The organism is Pseudoalteromonas luteoviolacea, assembly GCF_021654285.1.
Lineage (GTDB): Bacteria > Pseudomonadota > Gammaproteobacteria > Enterobacterales > Alteromonadaceae > Pseudoalteromonas > Pseudoalteromonas luteoviolacea_J.
Genome location: NZ_JAKFZS010000004.1, coordinates 151,531 through 177,513 on the forward strand (window position 1 = coordinate 151,531; position 25,983 = coordinate 177,513).

The window sequence follows — 25,983 nt, forward strand, 5'->3', positions numbered from 1 at the left end:
TTATATGAAAAAGGTATTGTTATCGTCATTGGCACTTACAGTGTTAGCGGCTTGCTCGTCTACTTCTAATATGAGCGTGAATGAAGTAAAAGGTGCGCCGACTGAGGTCCGTATTGTGGTGAATCAGGTGGCAAGTACTGAAGGGCAGTTGTTAGTGTATTTGCATGACAACGCGGACTCTTACTACAGCGATGATAATTACAGCGCATCGAGTATCAAGTACTTTCACCGTATGGTGGTTGCGCCAAGTATTCCGGCAACAGAAGTGGTGCTAGAAGGTATTCCTGCAGGTAAATACGCCATCAGTGTCGTGCATGACAAAGACGGTGATGGCACGCTTGATCGCATGGTATTTCCATTTATTGGCATGCCAAGTGAGCCCTATGGCTTATCTAACGACGCATACAGTGCGTTATCTAAAGGGGATTTTGAAGATGCGTTGGTTGATATTGCAAACCAGCCGCAGCCAATTCAAATAAACTTAGCGACGCATTTGACAAAAACCTTTGGTGGTTAAGTATTGGTAATTGATATTTACCTGAACATATTGCTCCCGGGCTCGTCCCGGGTTTTTTGTATTTGCTCTAAGTGAAATAGACCCTGAATCAAGTACAGGACCATGGGTTTGGTTAATCAAAAATGCGATAAGGAATTAATCTGAGTAATTTAAGGTGTAGTGAACCACTCTCGGTTAATCTCACCCTCGTCATCCCGAGCTTGGCTCGGGATCTATGTGTTGGCTAATAGTGATATGGATCTTGAATCGAGTTCAGGACGACGAGTTTGGTTAATCAAGAATGCTTTAAGGAATTTATCTGAGTAATTTAAGGTGTGGTGAACCACTCTCGGTTAATCTCAATCTCGTCATCCCGAGCTTGCCTCGGGATCCATGCGTTGACTAATCGTGATATGGATCCTGAATCGAGTTCAGGACGACGGTTTGCTTAATCAAGAATGCTCTAAGGAATTTATCTGATTAATCTAAGGTGTGGTGAACCACTCTCGGTTAATCTCACTCTCGTCATCCCGAGCTTGCCTCGGGATCTATGCGTTGCTAATAGTGATATGGATCCTGAATCGAGTTCAGGACGACGGTTTGGTTCATTGTGTGCGCTGCTGGGATGACGCACAGGCTATCTTCACTGGAATAAACTTTTATCAATCTCACTCTGGTCATCTGAGTTGGCCCCGGAAACCATGTATTCGTCACAGCTAAAGTAGTCATGCACTTCACTTTGATTTTTTAAATATATGTGAAGTACCTAGAGCATACTTTCAGGCTGTGTGACGCTTTTTATTTTCACAGCTGGAATAGTGATAAAAAGCTTTATAAAAACTTCTATATCAATTTATCAAAAGGTCGATTTTGAATAATTGATTTTATTTTTAGGTGTGCTTAGTTTTTATTATTTTTAACGATGATTTTTTTGAGTTTATTTTTTAATGGAGTGGGTGAGTTGCTATTTTTATTGTGTGTTATTTGTTATTGAAAGTTGACCTTTGGTTTTTTATATTAATTAATTTTGTTTTTATTGTTTTAAAAATAATTTTTAGTTCGATTTGTATTCACTCAGTATAACTTATCATTCAATATGATTGCTTTCGTTGTTTACTTCGACCATCATGCCGCATGACAAAATCGTAAGTCATTGAAATGGAGTTAAATACAATGGAACAATCAACGTCGATAAGTGGCGACAAGCCAAAAGTTTTTCATATTCCAAACCTTATTGCAGCCTTTCCACCATTTTTACTTTTGCTGGGTGCATGCCTATTTCCTATGATATCTGTAGAGTCGTTTGATGCCTACCTATCTGATTTTATTCCAAGTTGGTTTTTTGCACTTGCCTTTTTTCCTGCAGTGGTTATCTATACTTTAGGAATAAAAAAACGATATGTTTTTTTGTCTTATTTAGTCGCGATTATAACCATGGTGTTTTTAGTACATAAAGCATCATTAGACTTTGATAATAGCTTGCTAGGTGAGCATATTAAAAATAATGCAGAGTATAAATTTGATAAATATCATCAAGAAACAGGAGATAGTATTAGTATTGATCCTATGATAGTAGAAAGTCCTGGTTACGGGCTTTATATTTTTTGTTTGGGTTTGTTACTCCTTCCTATAAGCCTTTTTTCACCTAAATATAAAAGAAACAGTGGATTGCTAGCTTTGATCGGGTTGAATAAATCTAATAGGACTGGGGATAGAAAAGATTCTTTCTTATTAGATTGCAAAAACAGCTTGAGCAAGAAGCTCACGGCATCAATCAAGAACTGGGATATAAAATACGTATTATTAAGCTGTGGGTTTGCTGTGGCAGCTACTGTGTTTTATGTAACGAGACCGCCTACACCGAGTACTGACACACTAAGTGAGTATTTAGTCAAATATTATAAAAATTATGGTTACAATATTGATATTACAGATATTGATATTTATGGATGTAAAAATTGGGAGGATGGAGATTTGAAGTGCTTGGTTGATTTAGAGGCTGATATAAAGGATGAATATGGATTTGATGTAACCTCATCAAATGTAGAAGGGAAAGAAACACGTTTTAGGTTTATAAATGATGAATACAGATCAACACGACCTATGTCGGCTATATCTCATAAATCCTATGGTGAAGTGTATCATCATATGAAAGAAAGAAAAGCTAATCGAACAGGGTACAGGTATTAATTACAATTTAATTTGTTAATAAATTTGTGATTTTTATTTTTAGAATTAATTTGGTATTTTTAATTAATTCGGTTGTCATGATGTCTTTTTAACATAAGAATCATGGCAACTTTTTAGATTATAATCTTCATTAGAGTTAAAGCCGAAAACATTAAATTTAAAGTCTAATAGCTCCTCTAGCAGTCATTACGTTCCTGCTGTTTCATGTTTTATCAATATGATTTTTTATGCAGCTTCAATAAATTAGTAGTGACTCATAGAAGTTGAATACGCAGACTTACAATTGAAGAAGATTAGAACATGCTCCACTGAATGAGTGGAGCACTTAAACTGGCTTTAGGGAAAAATTAACGCCATTTAACAGTGCAGTTACGGGTTACATCACCATTACCTGAGTGACCACCTCCTGCCCCAATTATTTCTTTTGTCATTTTTGGGTTTAATACATTGTTGTTATTGAAATTTTTAAGAACTGTTTTTTGAAGTTTCATAGCTTTCATCTTTATTCCTTTATTATTTTAAAATTGCCAATTTATAAATATTGACGAATTATTTATAGCGATAAATGAAATTAAGTTCAAGGGCGATAACTCGCGCTTGGTTAACATGCATTTTACTCAGAATTCAACATATCAGCTTTCTATTTACAACTATAAAGTGAAAATAAACCTTAATAATCATAACAATAGCTAGTTTTAAGTTTTTCCTTTGATGTGATGGTATAGACTGCTTTAGTGTCTTATTTACTGTTTTCACCCTGTAAATATTGACAGGTAAAAAGTCTACTTTTAAGCTAACCGCCTCCTCACTTGTGTAAAAGGCATTAGGCTTCTGAGAGTGATCGAAAGTGGCAAAAAGATATGAATGTCTATTTTTTATTACTCTTTTCTGAAATTTAAGCGCGGTATTGTTTTTCTTTTATTAATATTGTTGCTCTTTAAAATTAGTTGTGGCTTTTAAAATTTATCAGTATCCATCGGTAAAGCGCTGTTAGGAATGTAATTATATAGCCGACTGACGGTGAACAAGGTGAAAATGGATTCATTAAGGGAAATGCTGTTTGCAAACACCCCAACTTTTAAAAGGCGTGTTTGCAGCTTAAGTTAATAGCTTTTAGTATGTCGTGATGAGTACGTTATGAAATCTGGCCCCAGATCTTTGGGTGACCAATTTATAATCTAGTGGTGGTGTAAGTACTTTATTATACTCAAACATCGAAACCATGCCGTTTTCAGTGACTCTGTTCACTTTAATAGCACTGTCAGTGATATTTAAGAAGAATCTATACTTACCACCAACATACACTGGGAATGAGTTTGTCGATGCAACAACTGCATTATCCCAAATAATGGCGGAGTGCCCATCGTCAATCGAAAAGAAAATACTTCTTCCAGCAGAATCTGTGATCTCAATCCCTTTTCCGTCACTTGCGCCTAATCTCATTGGCTCGATAGTCAACTCAACATTGCCTCGACCAATGTTTTCTGCGATGAGAAGCTTTTTAATATGACTACTCGTTTTCATTTCTAAGTAATCGATATTTGCTTCTACACTTGCATACGCTACGCTTTGAAAGCCTGTTGCAAGTAGGAGTGCGATTAATTTTTTCATATATAAAATTCCTTATTATGATTGAAAATAGATAAATAATGATTGGTTAAACCGAGAAGTTCACTATTTAAATATCAAGATCCTTTTAATTTTACTGGGCTGTTATTTTAATTATGTTAGCAATTTCAATGCTAAAAAGATTTTAGGGAAAAGTCGAGTAGAGACTTATTTTGATTAATCGGCGCTTATACCTTTAGACTCTGCATGAGAGGCCTATACCAGCCTTATTTGGAAGACTTGACATTATTATACAGCTTGCTAAATTCACTGCGGCTTTGTTCAGATTGGTTATTTAAATTATTTAATGCATCCAGAAATTGTGAGTCACCGGTCTCGATGAAATTGGCTAAAGCAACCCCTGAAGCTGTTTCCAATAGCCTATTCACGTCATGTATGTTATTGAGTGTATCTTCCATAGACATTGCACCAGCCTGCTTTTCGGATGATGTAACAGTGCTTTGGGCTCTAGGGTTGTTGTTAGGCATGTTCTGTTTGGCTTGGTTATTTAAAGTATCTAGTGCGCTGAGAAATTTTGGGTCGCCTGTCTCGATGTAATTGGCTAGGGCAACCCCCGCAGCAGTTTCCGATAACCTATTTATGTCGTGTATATTATTGAGCGCATCTTCCGTAGAGAGTGCACTTGTCTGTGTTTTTAATGACGTCACAGGCTTTTGAAGTTCTTGATTATCGTGAGACATGCGTTTTCCAGATTAAAAAATTCAGTTCAAAGTGAATAGCGATAAAAGTAACAGGCGTTAACACTATTTCAGGACAAGTAAGGGTTAGGTATTTTGTTGATCTTCTTTTTCGGTTATCGCTTTACCCGTTACTGCATTACCTGTGTTTAAGAGCGCGTTAATACCTTGCACTGTGGCAGCTTGATACATCACATTTGCTTGCTGTTGCCCAGTCGTAAGGTTTTGCTCACTGACTGATAGCGCTTGGCTTGTGGTCATCATCAAGTTTCCCATAGCCGTCGCTGGTGTCTCTCCCAGCACTTTGGTATTTACTTGCGTTACTGAATCTGTAATTGCTCCATTTACTGTATTTGGCATGACACTTCTCCTGCTAGATAGTTGGCTATATAAATATGTGGGTGTGTGCTTACTATCTATAATACTCTTAAAAAATAAGTGCTAACTTTATTAAGAAAATAAATAGTGCATCACACTTTAATGGAGCATAGCGCTGTTTTTGATAATTTTAAATTACACGACTATTACACATGGTTATTTGGTCATAGAGAGTTAAATCGTTGTTATGTGTTGAAACTGTTATGTGGAATTATTCAGGCGAGTTAACTCACTCTGAATTTTTCGGTTTATAAAGTGTAGGTGCGTACATTTCAATGGGGTAGGTTGTTAGTGTTTTTACACTAATAACTGTTGCTTAAACACTTTTGTACCCTTTCTAACATTTTTTATTGATAAATTAATCCCAGCTTAAAAATACTGTAAAGGGATTAAAATTATGAAACACGCAATCATTTCAGCAAGCCTATTAACATTGATGGCATTTAACACTCATGCATCTGACAAGCTGAGTGAGGACTTCTACACTGGGGCGGAATACAGTAATTATGAATTTGGTCAATTGGACTTGGGTGTCGTTTCACTCAAAGGTGGGTACAAGTACAATGACTTTTTATCTTTTGAAGTGGCGTACGGCCTAGGCGTTGGCGCATTTATGAAAGAAGAGCCTTATTACTCAAACCCTTCTGCTAACTATTCATCTGCATCTGAATATAGGATAGAGCAACAAGTTAAAGTAAAAGCAATTGGTGAAGTGCCAATAATTAACAACTGGTCCGCTTATGGATATTTACAAATGGTTGATACACGTATTCAACATAAATTTCGCTTCAAAAAAGAAAGTGAACACTATCAATCTAGCAAGTATACCTATGATGATGGTGGGCTTGGTTATGGGCTAGGTGTTAAGTACAGCTTTCCTGAAAACTGGCAAGTGTCATTGGAGTATTCAAATTTAGGTGAGTTTAACCCCATTGATACAAGCGTAAGTGGTTTCTCCTTAGGTGTTAATTATCAATTTTAAATGAGTTAACCCAGAGAGCTTTTGTTTAATGTGCCTGCCTAGCAGGCATATTTGCTACGCGATATTGATAAACTTTAGTGAGTAAAGAAAATAGGAACATCTCTTGCTCTGAACTGATATTTTTAAACGCCATGACCATTTATTTAGAGTGAAAATCTTGATTATCTGAACATCAATATACATATCATAGCCCCCATAACAAAACCAGTAATGACCGCTCTTTTCTTAAATTGGTTGGTTTTTTATTTTTAAAATGTTAGTAGATTTTTGTCTTTTTATTCATAGATAATAAAGTTGCTATCAAAGGGTGGTTTTGGACTGTGTGAAGATTGAGCTTTACTTCTTTTTATACTGCAACTCCCTCTCGGAATTAAAAATAGATTAATTAAACAGTTCGATATTCTAGAAAATAATCAGTTATTTGGCGAGTTATTTCAATTTAATCAACTAGAAACTATTGACTAAGCACACCACTAATTCAAATTGGGACACAAGGAATGTCATTTTCAAAATTAAACCAACTAGGTTGGTCAAATCTGTGCTTTCAACAGCTCAGTTACGAAGAAATTTGTGACGAAAACACCTGTTATCTTGTTTTAAGAATCACAGAAGTTCATCGTAATCGCATTGTAGCCATGGGGTTAAATGGAGAACAGTCGGTTATTTGTGGTTCTGAATATCATCCTATAAGTCAAAACCTTGCTGTGGGCGACTGGGTGCTTACAGAGTTAGCCAATGGACATTATAAAATAATTAAAATTTTTGAACCTAAAAATAGAGTACGCAGAATATCAAACGGCTTGCCACAAGTCATAGCTGCTAATTTGGATTACTTGTGGATAGTAACAAGTGCGAATGAAGAATTTAATGTTAAACGTTTAGAGCGCTATGTTTCTCTGGCACATGAATTTGATATCACTCCCGTTGTTGTTTTGACAAAGTTAGATCTTTTCGAAGATCTAGAATATTTCTTGTCACAGATGGACCATTTAGACATACCAAATCTTCACCCGGTGAGTGTAAATCAACCCGAGAGTTTAAATACTCTGCAAACTTATTTATATGAGGGAACGAGTATTGCGTTAATTGGTTCGTCAGGTGTAGGTAAGTCTACTTTAATTAATAAAATGTTTCGTACTACTCAGTCAACGAAAGAGGTAAGAGAAAGTGATGATCATGGTAAACATACTACGACTCATCGCCAGTTGTTTTTCAAAGATGAAAATGTGGCAATTATAGATACCCCTGGAGTGCGAGAACTTCAACTATACAATGCTGAACAAGGTATAGAGCGTACTTTTAGTTCAATCATTGATTTAATTTCACAATGTAAATATAGCGATTGCACACATACAAATGAACCCAGCTGTGCAGTTCAAGCTGCGATTTCGGACAATATAATTAGCCAGTCACATTTTGATAAATATATGAAATTACTTAAAGAAGAAGAGTCACAGCAGAGGCGAGCTGTCGGCGCACACGCAGTAAAAGCGCACTACAGGGCATACTTTAAGAAAATTCACAGTGAAAATAAGGAAAAATGGTAGTGGATTAGCTAGTCCGACACAGCAGAGAACGCTCCTGTTTGTTACTTTTTTTGTGTGTTTTCGATTCATTTTAATCTCACAATTTGACGTTCTCTTCACAAGCCCTTTTGTATTGTTGTGGCTTTCACATACAAAAAGGAATGATTGATGAAACTTCTAATTCTACTTCTGGGCACCATGGTATTAAGTGGCTGTAGTGTCGCTAATTATCTTCGACTTAAATATGAGAATGATGATCTAGAGCCAAATTGGCAAGCAGGAAAAACGCACTCTCAACTAGATGCCGAAATTAGTGCTAAGCCCTATGTTTATATGACCATTAACGGTGTCAGCGGTTTTAAAATGATGATTGATACTGGGGCATCGATTTCGTTGTTGGAAGATACAAGTAAAGTTAAGGCGCTGGGTTTAAAAGAAGGATATCCTCTTGAGCTAGGCGGGTGGGGCGATGGTGAAAATTCGCGCGCGTATCAAACGCAAGTGAGCCATATAAAGCTTGGCGATGCCAGCTTTGATGAAGTGAGTTTTGCATTTATGCCTCTGTCTCAAACCGATTACTTTTTACGTCCTGAGGAGGCTGTTTTTGATGGTGTACTTGGTCATGATATTTTAAAGCATTTTACGTGGCACGTAGATCCTAAAAAAGGCACTGTCGCTATTTCAAAAGCACCTTATCAATCATCACAAGAAGATATAACCATCCCTATGCGTGTGTTTCTCAGCAAACTTTATTTTGATAGTGAAATTGACCTAGGCAATAACCAGGTGCTTGAACATGAGGTCGCGCTTGATACCGGTAGTCGTCATTATTTCAAACTGAACAATTATTATGTGCGTGATGCGGGCTTTGAATTCAAGGGTAAAACAGTCACAGGCTCGGACTTTGGTTTAAATGGTCAAACTGTTCACCAGCGTGGCACAGTACCTCAAGTTAAAATTGGGGATTTAACTTTAACCAATGTGAAAACCAATTTTATTGAAGGGGACGATGATGGCAAGTCTGTGCTTGGTAGCTCAGCGTTATCGCATTTTAGTTATGTTATTGACTACAGTAACTTAACGCTGCACTTAAAGCCATATCGGTCAACTAAGTTTACAGCACGATACAATTTGCTGGGTTTGGAATTGAGAAAGCTGACCAATGGTGCGTTTGTTGTGAGGTATGTGATGCCGGATATGGCAGCCTTTGGTTCAGGGATCAAGATAGGTGATGAAGTTGTGAGCTTTAATGGCGTCAATGCGAAGCAGTTGTCACAAACAGACTGGATTGCGCTTTCATCAACTGTGGGTGAACATACATTATGTATCACAAGAAACGATATCTGCTACCAGCTTATTGCACAGCATATTACAGGCTACAGTAATGTACACAAGTGATAGTAAAGTCGCACAAGTCATGAATATGGCTTGTGCATACGAAGCGCTTGCCTTCATTGTATCGTTCCAAGTGCTGCTGTGTTATTTGGATTAATCCTAACTACCTATATTTTGTTTTTTTCTTTGGTTTTTTGTTCTTATTTGCGTGCGTTTTTTGATCTTTTTATGTGCGGGATAAAGTTTATTGTATTTGTTTCTGCTTTAGGTTTTTTGGCTAATTTAAAATTCTCTAGTTTTTAAGGTATTGATTTTTATGTTTTATTTTTAATGTTAAACGTTTTTTCTGGTATGTTGTTTATTAAATTTTTATGACACTTGTTTTGGAACGGTTGACCAAATTATTGCGAATAACGCATTATGCGCACCGAATTTCATCCCTAGGTATTGTTTTTAACTTGGGGTTTAGTAAAAAGTAATGATAGGCGCAAAGCAATATGCTTCAAAACATGCACAAAGCAAAATTTAAACTGTCACTGTTGGCTGCACTTTCTTTAGGTGTTGCGAGCAATGTATCTGCTCACAGTTTACAGTCGCAAATTTTGAGTTTTGAAGGAAATGGACTCCCTGATAATGTACATAGCAATGACGCTCGGCTCACACAGCAAAGAGCAATAAATGGTGAACAGTCACTGCTTTGGGATTGGGGTAAGTCACATGAGCTTACCATTGAGCAAGACTTTGTACGCATGACTGATAAGCAGGCGAGTAAAGCGTATGGTCGAGGTGCGACACAAGTGCTGTCTTTTTGGATTTATAATCCAGTTGCTGTAAATGACATTATGCAAGTGTTGCTAACGGATGCAGAGCAAACGGCCACGCTTCCAGTCAATATGAACTTCACAGGTTGGCGTGCTGTAGGTGTGTCACTGAATGCTGATTTTAAACCTGCGGTGACACATAATTTATCTAAACTGATATTTAAAGCACCGAGTACGATTACACAGGCAGCACAGCCTGTTTTTATTGACCGTGTTATGGTGTCAGTTGATGATAAGCGTTACCAATGGTCAGATCATCAAGTCACGACGCGATATAAATTACCTGAGATTCATTTTGGTTTAAGCAAAGATTTACCTTCGCCAACTACAGCTCAGTTGGCAGATATCGATAGGGTGCAACAGCAACTGATTGATCAGTTCAAAGGTCGCTCGGGTAGTTTTGCGTCGTTGCAAAAACGATTTGATGACTATCAGATCAGCATCGCAGCAGATGGCACTATAACTGGTCGCCATATCGTCATGGGCTATCAAAAGACCATATATCAAACTAAGCACTTATCTAGCGAAGATAAAGCATTAGTGAACGCATATCGTGAATTAGATGATTACACTGACTTGATGTTGGATTTGGCAAAGGCCTACCATAACAGCGCGTTTGATGGATACAAGTCTGACATTGTGAACATGTATAGCCTACTGACCAAGCACTTACTTGATCAAGGCTACGCAGCCGGTAGTGGTTTGGTGACGACACATCACTGGGGTTATAGCACTCGTTGGTGGTATATTTCTGCACTGATGATGGCTAATGAACTTGAACAGCAGAACCTACTTAAGCCCACTTATGAAGCGTTACTATGGTTCTCACGTGAGTTTAAATCGAGCTTTGATATGGCACTAAACGAGAAAAGCTCTAACCTAGACTATTTTAATACCTTGTCTAATCAACATTTAGCATTACTGCTTTTAAATCCTGATGTTAAAGAACGTGTTGCGTTGGTTAAGCAGTTTTCTCATTTCTTTTCTGGAGCGCTAAGCCAAACGCCTTCTGGATATCACGACGGTTTTAGGCCAGATGGCACAGCATGGCGTCACTATGGCCATTATGCAGGCTATGCTTTTCCAGCATTTAAGCGTGCGGCACAAGTTGCGTATATTCTAAAAGGCACTGAGTTTGCACTGCAAAACACCGCGCTAGACAGCTTGAAAAAGGTCATGGTCGCAGGTTGGCGTTATACCAACCCGTATGTGCCTCTAGGTTTATCTGGTAGGCATCCATTTAGCAAATTGGGTGTTAAGCACTACAGTAGCGGCCTGCGTGATTTGGCTATGGCATATCCTATATTGGATGAAGAGCTGGCCGCCATTTACTTGCAAGTGACAAATCTATCAGCAGATCAAGGAAGCCAGATATTTGGTCAAAATATTGCGCCAGCGAAATTACCAGAAGGGAGCTGGAGCTATAATGGCGGTGCGTTTGTCGTGCATAGACACGGGGATCGGATGGCGCTTATAAAAGGCTATAATAAAGATGTGTGGTCGTCTGAAATTTACAGAAAAGACAACCGTTATGGTCGTTATCAAAGCCATGGTAGCGTGCATGTGATGCCATTTGGTGAGCCCGATGAGTGGGGCTATCAAGAAGCTGGTTGGGATTGGAACCGAAACCCAGGTGCAACTACTATTCGCGTGAGTCTAGACGAGTTAGAAAGCCCAAATAAACATAGTTTAATGTTGCGCTCTGACACTGGAGTGAGTGGATCTACATCGCTGCAGGATAAATTTAGTTTATTTACGTTTAAGCACCAAGCACCGCAAGATAAAGACAAGTTTGAGTCGAGTTTTGTAGCAGAAAAGCATGTGCTTGCTGCCGACAACATGTTGTTTTTAACTGGCAACGGGATCTCAAATCTAGATGGTAAAAATGTCACTGAAACGACATTGTTCCAATTGGCAGTCGCAGACACGCCGCGTTCAATCTGGGTCAATGGCGAAGAAATTAATAGTACTCGCTTTGATTTGACGCTAGGCACAGGGGATTGGTTGATAGATGACAATGGCGTTGGCTACTTTTTACAAAATGTTGAGCAAGTAAAAGTCAGTCGTGGATCTCAAACGTCTCGTCATAATAAGACGAAGCAGCAAACAAAAGGTGTATTTACCAAAGCGTGGATCAATCACGGTACAGCGCCACTTAATGCAAGTTATGAATATGTTGTTGTAATGGATGCGACACCGAGTCAGATGAGTGAATTGGCACAAAAAATGGCTCGCTACCCTTATTTTAATATTCGTAAAACAGATCAAAAAGGTATGTACATCCGTAATCGCATAAATAACTTATATGGTTACAGCAGTACTGACTTCACAAACTTTAAGTTTGGTCCGGTGCGTTCAGTGAGTACGACTGCGCAGTTACTTGTGCAATTAAATGCTAAGCAGGCAACTCTAAGTGTGTCTTCGCCAGAGTTAAAAGTAAGTAAAACACATACAACACAGAGTGTGCCTATTGAAATCCTTCTAAAAGGCATTTGGCAAACAAATGATGCCGACTATCAACATATTAAAGGCAATACGCTTATCAAAACGCACAGTTTTTTTGGTCAGGCTGCCAATATTCAATTAAGCAAAGCTGAGTAATTCAACTACACTATTAAAATTAGATCTCCCAACTAATTCAAAGCGGCAAGATGACAATCTTGCCGCTTTTTTATGTGCTGCTTTTTGGACTGTGTTCGCGCGTTAAGTCTAGTTACGAATATTTTAAGTTATGTTATATTGTATCATTTTTGCGTGGGGCGCAAGAATGGGTCAGGAAAATAAAGTCCGTTTGAATCTGGACAGTATCGTTAAAAAATACCTAAACGAGTTGAAAGCGTCAGGGTTTAAAGGGGAAGTTGATACCAGTTATTCAACCACTTTGGTGCACTCAACGGATAACAGTATTTACCAGCAATTTCCACAAGCTGTGATATTTGCCAAGTCAAATAAGGATATTCAAACAGCATTGTCGTTATCTGAGAAAGCGGAGTTTCGTCAGCTCAGCTTTGGTCCACGTGGCGGTGGCACAGGTACTAATGGACAATCACTCACAGGAGGCATTGTATTGGATTTATCGCGGCATATGCGACAAATCTTAGAGGTAAACACGGAAGAACAGTGGGTTAGAGTACAAGGTGGCGTTATCAAAGATCAACTCAATGATTTTTTAAGGCCGCTGGGATTCTTTTTTGCGCCTGATTTATCTACCAGCAACCGTGCAACGGTGGGCGGCATGATAAATACTGACGCATCAGGGCAGGGCTCTTTGGTTTATGGTAAAACCAGCGATCACTTATTGGCTTTAAAGTGCTTTTTAGCTGATGGCTATGAGCTTGAGACATGCCAAATGCCGATGAAGGCAGCACAGACAATCGCCAAGCAGGATAGCCGCCAAGGACATATCTTTCGTGACGTACTTAACAGCTGTTTAGAAAACCGCACCAAAATCTTAGACATTTTCCCAAAATTAAATCGCTTTTTAACTGGGTATGACCTTAAAAATGTACTCAGTGACGATATGCAGTCCTTTGATCTAACCCGTATTATTGCAGGCAGTGAGGGCTCCCTTGCGGTCGTCGCCGAAGCAAAACTGAACATCCTACCTATTGAGCCATACAAAACACTGGTCAATATTAACTATGACAACTTTGATTCTGCTTTGAGGCACTCGCCTTTTTTGGTGAGTGCCCGTTCGACTTCTGTTGAAACCGTGGACAGCAAAGTTTTAAATCTGGCACGTGAAGATATGATTTGGCGCAGTGTCGCCGATTTTTTAGAAACTCCGGCTCATATTGTCTCTGATGGGTTAAATATGGTGGAGTTTAATGGCACAAATGAGTCTGACATCAATACCAAGGTGAGGGCATTAACGAACCAATTAGATTCATTAATTGAAAGCAAAAAAGCTGGGGTTTTATCTTATTCAATTACCACCAATAAGGCTGATATTTTAAAAATTTATGCGATGCGCAAAAAAGCGGTGGGATTATTGGGCAATACCAAAGGCGCGCAAAAGCCAGTTGCATTTGTTGAAGACACCGCTGTGCCACCAGAAAACCTTGCTGATTTTATCACTGAATTCAGAGCGCTGCTTGATAGCTATAACTTGAGTTATGGCATGTTTGGTCATGTTGATGCTGGTGTTTTGCATGTACGACCGGCCTTGGATTTGTGTGATGATAAGCAGCAAGCCATGTTAAAACCCATATCAGATAAAGTGTCTGAGTTGACAAAAAAGTATGGTGGCTTGTTTTGGGGTGAGCATGGTAAAGGGTTTCGCAGTGAGTATGGCCCTGATTTTTTTGGTCCCGAATTATTTTTAGAATTGAGAAAGATTAAAACTGCATTTGATAAAAATAACAAACTCAACCCTGGGAAAATATGTACGCCGATTGATAAAGAGGCTGCACTTGCAGGCGTAGAGGGGCCGCTTAGAGCGCGATATGATCAGCTTATACCTATTAATATAAAAACCTCGTTTCAAGATACGCTAAATTGCAACGGCAACGGGCTGTGTTTTAACTACAACGAAAGCACGCAAATGTGCCCATCATACAAAATAACCAAAGATAGGCGAGACTCTCCCAAAGGGCGCGCTATGTTATTTAAAGAGTGGACACGCTTACAAGCAGCCCAAGGTGTGGAGTTACCATTACAACAGTCTGCATACTTTGATGCAACTAAGTCTCAGGTACAGATCTCAGAAGCAGGAGAGCTTGCCCAGTTAAACCACGAGGTAAAGCGTGCTATGGATACTTGCTTGGCCTGTAAAGCATGTTCAACGGCATGCCCTGTCAAAGTGGATATCCCAAATTCGCGGGCGTATTTTTTGCATTTCTATCATCAAAAGTATGGTCGTGGGCTTAAGGATTATGTCGTCGGCAATATTGAAAAGCTGCTGCCTTTGATGTCGCTTGGCGCATCAATACTCAATCCTGTGATTGGCTCAAAGCTTGTGAATAAGCTCAGTAAGTGGGGATTAGGTTATCAAGATTTACCATTGCTCAGTACCAAACAGCCCAAAGGAGTTGAATATAACTATGAATCGTTAAGTCAGCTCAGTCAGTCGCAAAAAGATAACCATGTGCTGGTGGTATTAGACCCATTCACTTGGTTTTATGAAGCTGAATTAATAGCTGCAACCATTAAATTAGTAAATAAGCTCGGTAAAAAAGCCATTCTTTTGCCTTTTCATGGCAACGGTAAAACCCAGCATGTGAAAGGGTTTTTGCCTGAGTTTAAAGCAACCGCCAAAGCCACCAGCGCGTTTTTACAGCAAGCTGCAAGCTTAAACATTCCTATGGTTGGCTTAGATTCCGCACTGGTATTTGTATACGATGATGAATATCGCAAAGTACTTAGTGACGCAGAGCGAGGGGATTTTCATGTACTCACAATTCATGAATGGCTCAAGCAACAAGACCTTGGTACTTTAACGCCAACATCGGTGGCTGAGTCATTGACTCTAATGCCTCATTGCACCGAAGAAACGAACGCACGAGCAGCATCGGCAACTTGGAAAAGTATTTTTGATATGCTCGGCATACAAATTAACGCGCCTAGTATCGGGTGCTGTGGCATGGCAGGTACCTTTGGCCATGAGAGTAAAAATCAAGTTGCATCAAGAGCATTATATAACGCATCTTGGCAACCACATGTGCAGTCATCAATCGTAGTCGCAACAGGGTTCTCTTGCCGCAGTCAAATTAAACGCTTTGAAGGGCGTAAGCCAAAGCATCCCGTGGAGTTTATTGCTCAACTGCTGTGATGCTTAATTGAGTTGGCATTCTTATCTATATGAATTTATTGCTTTTAGTTACATCAGTTAAGCATCAGTAAAACCATACCCTGCGCACATTTACTGTGCGCTTTGTTTAGGTTTTATTGATTGTATTCAAGTTGTAATTGAGGCAAAAAATGAAGAACACGAGTCTATTTATCTACGCACTGTTTATGCTTTTCTTTTCGAGTATGGTGATCAGTGCTCAAAAATATACGCATCAAAAATTAACAGATAACGTGTATATTATGACCCGTCACTGGGAAGGCGTTAGTATTAGCTATGGGGTAGTTGTTGGGCAAGATGGCTTGCTGTTGGTTAATTGCAATATCGCGTCAGATGCGCATCCTTTTGAAGAGGCACTTCGGAAAATATCAGACTTACCCGTCAAATATGTATTAAACAATAATTATGATGGTGGCAATGCGCACCTCAATGGCTATTTTGCTCATAAAGGCGCACAGATCATTTCTCACCAAGCGCTTAAATACAGCACTATTTTCACACAAAACCTGGTTGATGATGGTTACTCTATGGAATTTGGTGGGCAAACCATTTCAATGCACCACAGTGGCGGGCACTCATTTGGGCATATGAATATACGGTTAAAGCAAGCCAATATTCTGTTTATGGCTGACAGCTACCGCAGTGACTGGTTAACGGTATTTGGACCAAAGGGGGTTGATGGGCATATTGGGGGCCTTGAGTCTGCATTGACAATGATTGATGAGCAGACCGTGATTGTACCGGGTAACGTATTACCCGATCAGTTATTTGCAAGCCGTGCAGACGTCATGCAGCAAATCAAAAGTACAGGTTTGTTTAAGTCACTTGTACAAAAACTTTCAGCTAAAGGTCTATCACCAGAGGAGATCACTGAACATCAAGAAATAAAGTCATTTTTTAAAACGTATTATCCTGAGCGCTTGGACTTTGACATTATTTCTAGAGTACGCAATGCAGTAAACTTTCATGTCACGCCAGACTATAAAGCAACATCAAAAGAGTTGGATGAGCTGCTAGGAAAGTATGTGTCTAATAATGGCAAAATATTTGAAGTGATTGTGCAAGATGGCAGGCTGATTGCGCGCAGTGAAGGGAACTATATTTTGCCTCTTAAATGGACTGATAAAAATACTGTAATAAACCCTTCTGGTGAATTAAATGAACAATTTGAAATTGTTCGCAATGAACTAGGGCAAATTAGAAAGCTTAAACTCCATTTTGGTAAAAGCTGGCAAAGGCGATATGTAGGGACAACCAGTTGGAGCAAGCTTTGAGTATGCGTTAGCTTGATGCATGGCTGATAAACTAGCATGGATGCTTTAAATATCAGTGATATAGTTGATACTTATATAATTGTGTGTATCTTCTGGCTGTATAATTAAAGAGATGGAGTTAAGTGTCGATGCGTTTTGTATATGTGATGGACCCAATGTGTGCTTGGTGCTTTGGGTTTGGGCCAGAATTAGAGGCGTTTTTAAGTGGGCATGCAAGTGCTCGGGTAGAATGGGTTATGGGCGGCCTTGCGCCAGACAATACTGAGCCAATGGAGCAAAGCTTAAGGGACACAATCGCTTCATATTGGCATCAGATAGAACAAAGAACCCAAGTCTCGTTTAATCACGATTATTGGCACCAGAACACGCCTTACCGTTCTACTTACCAAGCTTGTCGGGCTGTGATTGTGGCGCAAACTATGAAAGAAAATGGTGCAGAAGCAATGTCAAAGGCGATTCAATCGGCCTATTATCAACAAGCAGCAAACCCATCATTAGATGCGACTTTGGCAGCATGCGCGGTGTCTATTGGACTAGACGAAGCGCAGTTTTTATCTTCACTTAATGCACAAGATACGCAAGCGCAGCTGCAGCAGCATTTGGCGTTAACCCGCCAGTTACAAGTGGGTGGCTTCCCGGCATTGTTTTATGTGACTGATGAAAACTATGCCTATGCACTGACTTTAGGGTATTGCCAAGCAAGTGAGCTGTCTGAGCGGTTTACTAAAATACACCAAGCAGCATCACAATGACCGTATTAGACATGTATTTTGACTTCAGGTGCCGTTTTGCTGAAGTTACCCAAAAGGCAGATCAAGCACACTTAAAGTTATGGGGAGATCTCGACCCTGAATATGCGTACTCTTGGTTTGAAAGTGTCGCTAAAGCAATTAACATTGAAATGAACAAGGGAGCACCCTCTGCGCACTATGTAGATGTTTTTAAGTACTTTGAGACACAATATAAATGTGGAATTGATGAGGTAAAAGACTGTATTGATGTATCTTTTACAGAAAATCTATTTTGGCAAGTCAGAGTAGAAAACGCACAAGGTTACTGGCAGGTGTTACCGGAATTATTGAAAACGCTTTATATCGATTTTCATGCTAATTTGCCTACTCCTGATTTCAGGTAATAAGTGATAATAGTTAGTGGAAGCATTTAATTTTCAGCTTCTACCTTGTTACTTTCTTGCTTTTAATATTATTTTAACTTTTGTTCTTTAAGTTGAGGTGTCACCAAAATGGTGACTAATAAATAAAATTTAAGGACAAAAAATGAAAAACTATATTAAGGTATTATCAGTAAGTGCGTTAATGTTTGCCGCTCAGTCTCAAGCTGCAACTGTTTTTAACTGTTCTGGTTATTTAAAAAACGTTTTTTCAATTGGTAATAACGCGTATGAAGTACGTTATTCTCGCTATTCTGATGGCGGTTTTGAGCTAGAGCCTTTGATCATTTATCCAGAGCAAACTTACTTGCTAGGCCCTGTGCTAGAAGCAATTCGTCAGTCAAAAAACAACCAAGTAAAATATACACTAGTTGTAGAAAACCGCGATAGCGGCGACAGAAGGTGTCACGATGGTGAGAGCAATAACGCACTATTGGCGATCACTAAATATTAATTCTGTTTTGTAAAAAGGCGCATTGAGCGCCTTTATCTGTGTCATGTTAAATTTTTTGCAAAATAAACATGTGGTAGCCGAATTCATTGGCATACTCAGTGCACACATCGACTTCTTTTTGAATATCTTGCAGTGCGGTAGAATCTGCCATTGTGTCTTTGAGTTCAATGACGCGTTCATGCAAAGGTCCGTAATAGTTGTGCCACGCTTGAGCACTTTGTGGGAAATGCGCTAGGACTTTGTATCCGAGTGTGGATATTTGCGCCAATCTCGATTCAACTGATTGCATATCAGGATATTCTTTAGCCCAAAAGTCTTGTGGCTGCTCACTTGGCTTTGCTGTGTGCCATACCATGTCACTAAAAACAAGCACACCGTCACTGTTGAGCATCGCGCTCCATTGCTTTAATGCGTTTTGTACGCCCATGATATAGGCGCTGCCTTCTGACCACATAAGGTCAATGCTTTGCGTGTTAAAACTCAGTTCAGTCATACTTGCGCATTCAGTTTGTAACCTGTGGCTCAGCCCTTGTTGAGTAAAGCTGTCGGTCAGTGCATCAAGTGCGCTTTGCTCGTTGTCTACGGCAATAATGTTGGCTTTAGTATGCGCTGCAAGTAGCTGAGTTGCATAGCCTTTTCCACAGCCTATGTCGGCAATTAATTGTGGAGAAAAGGGAACATATGACAGCGCTTTAAGCGTATCTTCCTCACTACCCGGCGCCCAGCGTGCTAGAGGAGAAAAAACTTTCATAAAATCAGCCATATATTTTTCATGTTCATTCATATCTTTTGATAACCATTTTAATCTGAGGGCTTCTTTTTCATTAAAGCCTTGTTGTATTAACCAGTTTAAGTGTGCATCAGGCGCAATTGCATTGAGCTCTTCATGCCAAGCGTGTTGCGGCGCATCACCTAACATTGCTGATAGCAAATCGCGAGCTTGCTGTTTTTGTTTTATTTCCTCGTCTAATACAGACAGCCGCTGACGTAAAAGTTGAGGGTCTATTTTGCTATCAAGACATGCCTTACATTCTTTTATGGTAAGCCCGCCCGCGAGCAACTTTTGTATAAGTCGTACCCGTTGCACATCGCGATCAAGATAGACTCGGTAGCCATTGCTTTGGCGCTTCCCTGTAATGAGCTGCTGCTTTTCATAGTAGAGTAGTGCCGTGCGAGACAGTCCAACGCGCTTTGCGAGTTCTGATATTTTGTACATGAACGTCACTCAATAAAATTAATGAGTACAGACTTTAAAGTATAAAGTGATAGACAGGTCAAGCTTGATTATAAAAATGAAGAAAAAAGATGAGAGGCAAGAAAAAAGGGGCGAATGCCCCTTGGTTTTTACGCTATCAATTAGGACGCTAAAGTCCTAAGTCCGGTACTCCTTTGCTCTATGGTAAAGAAATCCATAGTGCTATTCATACTATTGGCTTGATCTGCCATAGACTGGCCAGCAGCTGTTGCTTGCTCAACCAATGCTGCGTTTTGCTGCGTCATTTCATCCATTTGAGTCACAGCACTGTTCACTTGTACTATGCCTTCAGATTGTTGTCGTGAAGATTCTGCGAGATCTTGCATCATGACGCGCACTTTTGAGGTCGCCTCGACAATTTCCAACAGTGTTTCACCAGACTTGTTGACTAAAGAGGTACCTTCTTCAACTTTAGTTTGGCTATCACGTATTAGATCTTTGATTTCTTTGGCTGCTTCAGAGGAGCGCTGAGCGAGGTTTCTGACTTCCCCTGCGACGACGGCAAATCCACGCCCTTGTTCGCCCGCTCTGGCTGCTTCAACCGCAGCATTTAAAGCCAATAAATTAGTTTGGAAGGCAATTTCGTCTATTACCCCGATGATCTCAGAAATTTCTTTACTTGAATCACTGATCTCTTTCATGGCGGTAACGGCCATATTGACGACTTGGCCGCCTTGCTCTGCACGACGCTCTGCATCAAGTGACAACTCATTGGCATTTTCAGCGCGTTTACTACTTTGTTTCACACTGTCTGTCATGGCATCCATACTGGCTGAGGTTTCTTCAAGACTGGATGCTTGCTCCTCTGTGCGCTGGCTCAAGTCCATATTGCCTTGCGCGATTTCATTGGCACTTTGGGAAATACTGCCTGCAGATGAGCGAATGCTAGAAATTATTTCCGTTAGCTTATCTGCGGTTGCATTCGTATCTCCTTTGAGTTTGCCAAATTTACCTTGGTATTCATTGGTGATACGGGTTGTGAGATCGCCATGAGCCAGCGCCCCCAGTGTTTGCATCACATCATCGAGCGCGACTTCAACGGTGCCTAATAAATCATTTAGTCCTTGGCTTAAGTTGCCAAAGAAACCAGACTTTCCTGTTGGGTCAATTTTCTTACTTAGGTCACCTTGAGAAGCGGCTTGTACAATGTCGTCAATCTCCTTCTCTATGTTCACCTCAGCAGTACGGTCTACCCATTCCAACACGGTACCAATGCGCTTGCCATCTACTTCAATCGGATTGGCTGTGAGGGCAAACACCTTATTACCAATGTGCTCTACACTGCGGTGGGTATCATCTAAGTTTTCAAATACCAGCTTTTGCTGCTCAGGTTCTAAATAAAAGTTATGAATTGCAAAACCCATTAGGTTCGTGCTTTCAAAAGCACCGACATGCTGTCTGATATCTTGCTCGGAGTCTAACATCATATTTTGCAGCGCATTATTGGCATAAATCACATTGAGGTCAGGGTCGGCTATCATCACATTTCCTGATACGCTGTCGAGTGCGTATTTCACCCGCGCATTTTCAGAAGCAACTCGTGATTTTTCCCGTTCAAGCGCGAGCCACTGTGTCTTATCTTGCCATTCTAGAACGGTCCCCACGCGCTCACCATCGACTTTGACGGGACTGGCAACAACATTAAATGTCCGTCCAGCAATTACAAATTCACTTTGGTGGCTGGTTGTAAGGCCGTCAAATTCAGCAAGTAGGTTGGTAAAATGAGAGAAGTAATAATCTAACGCATTGTGCTTAATATTTGCAGAGTTAAAATCTGTGAGCTCCCGCGTTACGTCAGCTGATGCTTCTTTAAACATCTGTTCTAATGCGCCATTAAGGTAAATCACTTTGTAGTTATCATCGGTGATCATCACTTGACCAGATGAGCCATCCAGCGCGTATTTTACGCGGGCATTTTCCGATGCGACCCGCGCTTTTTCTGCTTCATTGGCTAACCACTGTGTTTTGTCTTCCCACTCGTAAACTAAGCCAACTGTTTTGCCTTCTACAACAACGGGGCTTGCAACCACTGCAAACGTTCGACCTGCAATTTTTAGCTCATTAGCGTAGCTGTCGCTAAGGCCCTGCGCTTTTTGCTCGAATTCAGCGAAATCAGGGAGAGATTGGCTAAGCGACTGGTTTAGTATGCCTTTACTATCGAAGTGCGCATGCACAGTACAGATATCGCTGCTTGCAGTGTCGAACATGGCGTAAATGGCATCATTTAGATAGATAACTTGGTTTTGAGTATTGGTGATCATCACACACGCACTGGCGTTATCCAGTGCACTTTTGATACGCGCATTGGTACTGGCGATACGTTTTTCTTCTTTTTCTTTTTCTCGTATTTGGCGCAGACTATCACGCATACCCATCATAGATTTAAACACGCCTTTTGGCGCGCGTTCATCATATTGCTCATCTAAGTCGCCACGCGCAATTGCCCGAGCAACATTTTCTAGCTCGCTTGGGTCTTTACCAAGCTGAGCCATTACATTTCGAGTCAGAATAAAGACGATACAGCCACTGAGCAGCAGGGCAACTGCAAATGTCATCATAATATTGGTCACTGCTGACTCATTGGCTTCTTTGAGCATTGGCCCTAGTTTGTCTTGGTCTGTTTTAACAGAAAGCTTTAAATCGTCAACCAGTTTGGCAAATCGAGGTCCAAGCACATCAAGGGTATTTATTACTTTATCATTGCGAGCTACGATGATGTCATGCACGCTGAGGTAAGCTTGTTTATAGTCTGCTTCAAGTGCGCGGACTTGTGCGATTAATTCACGATTTGCCGCAGTGTTGGTGAGCTGTTCAATTAAATCCATTTGCTGCTCAAACGCACTGAATTCTTGTTTGACTCTCTGATCTGCGCTTTCGTCATTACTTTCTAAATACTTTATGACATAAAGGCGACCAAGTAACAGGTTACGCATCGCAACCCCCGTCAAATAAGCAAGTTGTGTGTCGTTACTTTCTGATGCACTGAACATCAGTTTGGTAAGCTCCCGCTCCATCTGTGGGCCAATGACGTTGAGTTTATTAAACACCAAGTCGTTGCGTTGGACTCGATACGCTTTTATCAGGTCAAACGTCTCATTGTAAGTTGCTATTTTTGTGGTGAGTTGTTTCACCATTTCTGCACGTTCGGGTTTGTTAATTTCTCGCGTTGCATCTTTGAGTAAGGTCTCTACCTGCGTGAAATATTCATTGTATTGGCGAATGTCTTTCTCACTGCCAGTCAATAAAAAGTCTTTCACATTCATCCGTACCATCAGCATATTGGATTGTAAAATGCCTGCAAGGTTACTATCACGAGCTAACTCTCGATAATCTTTAAATCCATCTGAGGCCATTTTTAAGGCAAAGTAAGAAATAAAGCCAATCACGGCGAGCGTGATCATCACAGCCGAAAAAGCCGCAATCAGCTTTGCGCGCAATGTAGAAAAAAGAGTAAGTTGCTTGGATTTAGTCATATTCAAATTCCCTTAGTCCGCAGGTGATGCGAGAAATAGAAAAAGTCCTGAGAACAAGTATAGAAGCTAAATCGCAATGCGTTTTATTATTAGCAATTGAAGTTGAATAACATCTTAAATGTGGTGTCACAACTTAGCTAAGAATAGTCGAATTAAGCATTTAATAACAATTGGTTGTGTTTAAATTTGGTAGGCTTGACTTCCCTGTGAGAGGTCAGGTTTTATATGTAAATAAATGCACTTTTTTAATTTTAGACAGCATAATAAAAGTACCAAAGCACAGTAATAGTAAAGATGTCACGACAGAACACTGGTATTTAAGTAAGGTGTATGTTATTCAATCATAGAGATGTTTTTGTTTTAGGAGCAAACATACTGTGGACATCAATATAACGATAAGAAAAGCAAATGATGAAGAGATCCACTGGGTCAATGAGCAGTATCAACGCGTGGGGTTTAAGCTATCAAGCTTCGAAACGGATCTAGTCGCCATAGCCTTAATTGACGGGCAAAAAGTTGGATTAGGTCGTATTCAAAAAATCACCGACTATGATGCAGAGCTTGGTGGCATCTATGTCAGCTCCGATTTTAGAGGAATAGGGATTGCAGCTAAGTTAGTCACCTTTTTAGTAGAAAACACAGCACAATATCGACAGGTATATTGCTTGCCATTTGAACATCTCGCTGCGTTTTATGAAAAGTTTGGTTTTGAACCCGTCTCAGATAGTGTGGCTGAAGTACCAGATCTGGTGCTCAGTAAGCATCATTGGTGTAATGAGATTTATGACCAGACGACATTGCTATTTGTAAAACATAACACTGATTTTATTAAACGAAGTGCTTCATGAGTAATAAAGATAGTTTTGAAAATAAAGCGCGTTTATTACATTTTCTAAGGGGGGGAGCCCCTTTTGAAGAAAGAGAAGTCACAGCTTGCATTGATGTATTTGAGTTTAAAACTTACCAGCCAAAATCACATATTTTTGTAAGTCAGGACATTGTTAAAGACGTGCACTTTTTACTCTCTGGCTTTGGACGTTATTACTATATCGATATTGATGGCAAAGAGTTTAATAAGTCGTTGGTTAAACCCGGTGGTGCTTTTACCAGTATTGGTTCATTGATAGCGCACTCTCCGAGTCCTTTTTCTGCTCAAGCATTAAGTGAGTGTGAAATAGCCTCAATTTCTTATCAGGATTTGATTAGATTTGCTGAGCAAAACAGCCAGTGGAGTACTTTTGTTCGAAGGCTGTATGAACGATTAGCATTGAAAAAAGAAAGGCGAGAGGCCAGCTTGTTACTGCTTGATGCACAGCAAAGATATGAGCAATTTCTAGATGAGTTTGGTAAAGACAGTGAGTTAATCGCGCTGAATCAAATCGCTATGTACTTGGGTATCACCGATGTGAGCTTATCTCGTATACGCAAAAAAATGGGCTTAACATAAGTTAAGGTAAAGATATCACGCACTCAGTAAAGTCATTTTTTATTTGAGGAGCGAATAAATGCAAAAACTCTTGCCACCATTTTTATATCTTATCACCCTGATCAGCATGGCGTTATTGTGTTGGTCCTTAGATGTGAACCATCTTATAGTTTATCCCTATAACTTGGTGGGTTTGCCCTTTTTGATAGCTGGATTGCTACTGGCTGCGGGTGCTAAAAAACTCTTTGTCCATCTTGGTACCAATGTGATGACTTTTTCGGAACCGGGGAAGCTAGTTACTCACGGCGCGTTTAAATTCTCCCGCAACCCTATGTATTTGGGTTTTGCGGTCTCTTTGCTCGGGGCTGCGTTATTATTTGGAGCTGGAATTGTCAGTTTAGTATGCTGGCTAGGATTTATTGTCATTACTGATCGTTGGTATATCCGTTTTGAAGAGCGGGCAATGCGACAGAAGTTTGGTTCAGAGTATGCGCAATACTGTTGCCAAGTGAGACGCTGGATATAATGAATAAATAGAGGAAAGGGGGCTAAATAGTGCCCCTAAATGTGATGAATCAAGATGTAACATTGAGAACACTTAAGCCATCAGACAATGTGTATTTAGTTAATTATTTAAATGACTCTGAGGTGACTCGATATTTGTCTGATAGACTGCCTGCGCCTTACACTTTGCAAGATGCAAAGTGGTGGTTGGATATAGGGTGTCGTCAAAATGCACTGAATTATGCGATTGAATCACATGGTCAATTTTGTGGTGTGATTGGGGCTTATTTACCCGATAAAGCTGCAGCAGAGCAGTGTGCTGAGCTGGGATATTGGCTCGCTAAGGAGTTTTGGGGAAAAGGCATTGGCACTCAGGCCGTGGCGCTTTTCATTGAGAAAGTGTTTAAGCAAACTCAGGTAACATCATTATTCAATCCCGTTTCGGCGCCCAACATAGCGTCAATCAGAGTGATGGAAAAAGCGGGGTTTGGCTTAAACCAGATAACGCAAAATACAGCTTTGCATCAAGGAATGAGATTCGATGAACATGTTTATGTACTCAAGCGATAATAGACCTCACACTGAACATTACTAAATGAAGCTC

21 protein-coding genes are annotated in these 25,983 nt (G+C 40.0%); 15 read left to right on the forward strand and 6 right to left on the reverse strand.

Annotated features, from left to right (window positions below):
- The first annotated feature begins 4 nt into the window (after positions 1-4).
- Positions 5-517, forward strand: a complete 513-nt coding sequence (locus tag L1077_RS04755) for a DUF2141 domain-containing protein (protein ID WP_237135807.1) — start codon at positions 5-7, stop codon at positions 515-517.
- Positions 518-1,669: 1,152 nt separating this feature from the next.
- On the forward strand, positions 1,670-2,686 hold the full coding sequence (locus tag L1077_RS04760; protein ID WP_237135808.1) for a hypothetical protein: 1,017 nt from the start codon (positions 1,670-1,672) through the stop codon (positions 2,684-2,686).
- Between the two features lie 347 nt (positions 2,687-3,033).
- Here L1077_RS04760 and L1077_RS04765 read toward each other — a convergent pair whose 3' ends face one another.
- The 4 genes from L1077_RS04765 to L1077_RS04780 all read right to left on the reverse strand — a co-directional run bounded on the left by L1077_RS04765 (position 3,034) and on the right by L1077_RS04780 (position 5,352).
- The gene (locus L1077_RS04765) at positions 3,034-3,186 is read right to left on the reverse strand and encodes a hypothetical protein (protein ID WP_237135809.1); all 153 of its coding nucleotides are present in this window, start codon (positions 3,184-3,186) and stop codon (positions 3,034-3,036) included.
- A 613-nt stretch (positions 3,187-3,799) separates the two neighbouring features.
- The gene (locus L1077_RS04770) at positions 3,800-4,297 is read right to left on the reverse strand and encodes a hypothetical protein (RefSeq protein WP_237135810.1); all 498 of its coding nucleotides are present in this window, start codon (positions 4,295-4,297) and stop codon (positions 3,800-3,802) included.
- Between the two features lie 224 nt (positions 4,298-4,521).
- Positions 4,522-4,995: a hypothetical protein gene (locus L1077_RS04775; RefSeq protein ID WP_237135811.1), complete on the reverse strand. Its 474-nt coding sequence runs from the start codon at positions 4,993-4,995 to the stop codon at positions 4,522-4,524.
- Positions 4,996-5,079: 84 nt separating this feature from the next.
- Positions 5,080-5,352 carry a RebB family R body protein gene (locus L1077_RS04780; RefSeq protein WP_237135812.1) on the reverse strand — a complete coding sequence of 91 codons (273 nt, stop codon included), beginning with the start codon at positions 5,350-5,352 and terminating at the stop codon, positions 5,080-5,082.
- Between the two features lie 415 nt (positions 5,353-5,767).
- Between L1077_RS04780 and L1077_RS04785 the strand changes: the two genes are divergently transcribed.
- The 9 genes from L1077_RS04785 (at position 5,768) to L1077_RS04825 (ending at position 18,721) form a co-directional block, all read left to right on the forward strand.
- Positions 5,768-6,352 (forward strand): outer membrane beta-barrel protein, encoded by a 585-nt coding sequence (locus L1077_RS04785; RefSeq protein ID WP_237135813.1) that lies wholly within the window; start codon positions 5,768-5,770, stop codon positions 6,350-6,352.
- A gap of 497 nt (positions 6,353-6,849) precedes the next feature.
- Positions 6,850-7,899 carry a ribosome small subunit-dependent GTPase A gene (gene rsgA, locus L1077_RS04790; RefSeq protein WP_237135814.1) on the forward strand — a complete coding sequence of 350 codons (1,050 nt, stop codon included), beginning with the start codon at positions 6,850-6,852 and terminating at the stop codon, positions 7,897-7,899.
- Positions 7,900-8,046: 147 nt separating this feature from the next.
- Positions 8,047-9,276 carry an aspartyl protease family protein gene (locus L1077_RS04795; RefSeq protein ID WP_237135815.1) on the forward strand — a complete coding sequence of 410 codons (1,230 nt, stop codon included), beginning with the start codon at positions 8,047-8,049 and terminating at the stop codon, positions 9,274-9,276.
- A 446-nt stretch (positions 9,277-9,722) separates the two neighbouring features.
- Positions 9,723-12,635, forward strand: a complete 2,913-nt coding sequence (locus L1077_RS04800; RefSeq protein WP_237135816.1) for a chondroitinase family polysaccharide lyase — start codon at positions 9,723-9,725, stop codon at positions 12,633-12,635.
- 166 nt (positions 12,636-12,801) lie between these two features.
- Complete coding sequence (gene ydiJ / locus L1077_RS04805) at positions 12,802-15,804, forward strand: D-2-hydroxyglutarate dehydrogenase YdiJ (RefSeq protein WP_237135817.1); 3,003 nt, start codon at positions 12,802-12,804, stop codon at positions 15,802-15,804.
- A 149-nt stretch (positions 15,805-15,953) separates the two neighbouring features.
- The gene (locus L1077_RS04810; protein ID WP_237135818.1) at positions 15,954-17,096 is read left to right on the forward strand and encodes a hypothetical protein; all 1,143 of its coding nucleotides are present in this window, start codon (positions 15,954-15,956) and stop codon (positions 17,094-17,096) included.
- A gap of 128 nt (positions 17,097-17,224) precedes the next feature.
- Positions 17,225-17,848, forward strand: coding sequence for a DsbA family protein (locus tag L1077_RS04815; RefSeq protein ID WP_237135819.1), 624 nt, complete (start codon positions 17,225-17,227; stop codon positions 17,846-17,848).
- On the forward strand, positions 17,845-18,231 hold the full coding sequence (locus L1077_RS04820) for a DUF7674 family protein (RefSeq protein WP_237135820.1): 387 nt from the start codon (positions 17,845-17,847) through the stop codon (positions 18,229-18,231). The genes L1077_RS04815 and L1077_RS04820 overlap by 4 nt, the downstream gene beginning before the upstream one ends.
- A gap of 142 nt (positions 18,232-18,373) precedes the next feature.
- Positions 18,374-18,721 (forward strand): hypothetical protein, encoded by a 348-nt coding sequence (locus L1077_RS04825; RefSeq protein WP_211037435.1) that lies wholly within the window; start codon positions 18,374-18,376, stop codon positions 18,719-18,721.
- Positions 18,722-18,767: 46 nt separating this feature from the next.
- Here the strand turns inward: L1077_RS04825 and L1077_RS04830 are convergent, their stop codons facing one another.
- Together L1077_RS04830 and L1077_RS04835 are read right to left on the reverse strand one after the other, a co-directional pair.
- Positions 18,768-19,937: a MerR family transcriptional regulator gene (locus L1077_RS04830; RefSeq protein WP_237135821.1), complete on the reverse strand. Its 1,170-nt coding sequence runs from the start codon at positions 19,935-19,937 to the stop codon at positions 18,768-18,770.
- Between the two features lie 140 nt (positions 19,938-20,077).
- Positions 20,078-23,449 (reverse strand): methyl-accepting chemotaxis protein, encoded by a 3,372-nt coding sequence (locus L1077_RS04835; protein WP_237135822.1) that lies wholly within the window; start codon positions 23,447-23,449, stop codon positions 20,078-20,080.
- Between the two features lie 377 nt (positions 23,450-23,826).
- Here L1077_RS04835 and L1077_RS04840 point away from each other — a divergent pair, with 377 nt between their 5' ends.
- The 4 genes from L1077_RS04840 to L1077_RS04855 are packed head-to-tail and all read left to right on the forward strand — an operon-like array spanning position 23,827 to position 25,949.
- Positions 23,827-24,297, forward strand: a complete 471-nt coding sequence (locus L1077_RS04840; protein ID WP_196760590.1) for a GNAT family N-acetyltransferase — start codon at positions 23,827-23,829, stop codon at positions 24,295-24,297.
- Positions 24,294-24,896 carry a Crp/Fnr family transcriptional regulator gene (locus L1077_RS04845; RefSeq protein WP_237135823.1) on the forward strand — a complete coding sequence of 201 codons (603 nt, stop codon included), beginning with the start codon at positions 24,294-24,296 and terminating at the stop codon, positions 24,894-24,896. The genes L1077_RS04840 and L1077_RS04845 overlap by 4 nt, the downstream gene beginning before the upstream one ends.
- Positions 24,897-24,954: 58 nt before the next feature.
- On the forward strand, positions 24,955-25,401 hold the full coding sequence (locus L1077_RS04850; RefSeq protein WP_237135824.1) for a methyltransferase family protein: 447 nt from the start codon (positions 24,955-24,957) through the stop codon (positions 25,399-25,401).
- 29 nt (positions 25,402-25,430) lie between these two features.
- Entirely contained in the window at positions 25,431-25,949 is a 519-nt protein-coding gene (locus L1077_RS04855) for a GNAT family N-acetyltransferase (RefSeq protein ID WP_237135825.1), read from the forward strand.
- Positions 25,950-25,983 lie beyond the last annotated feature (34 nt).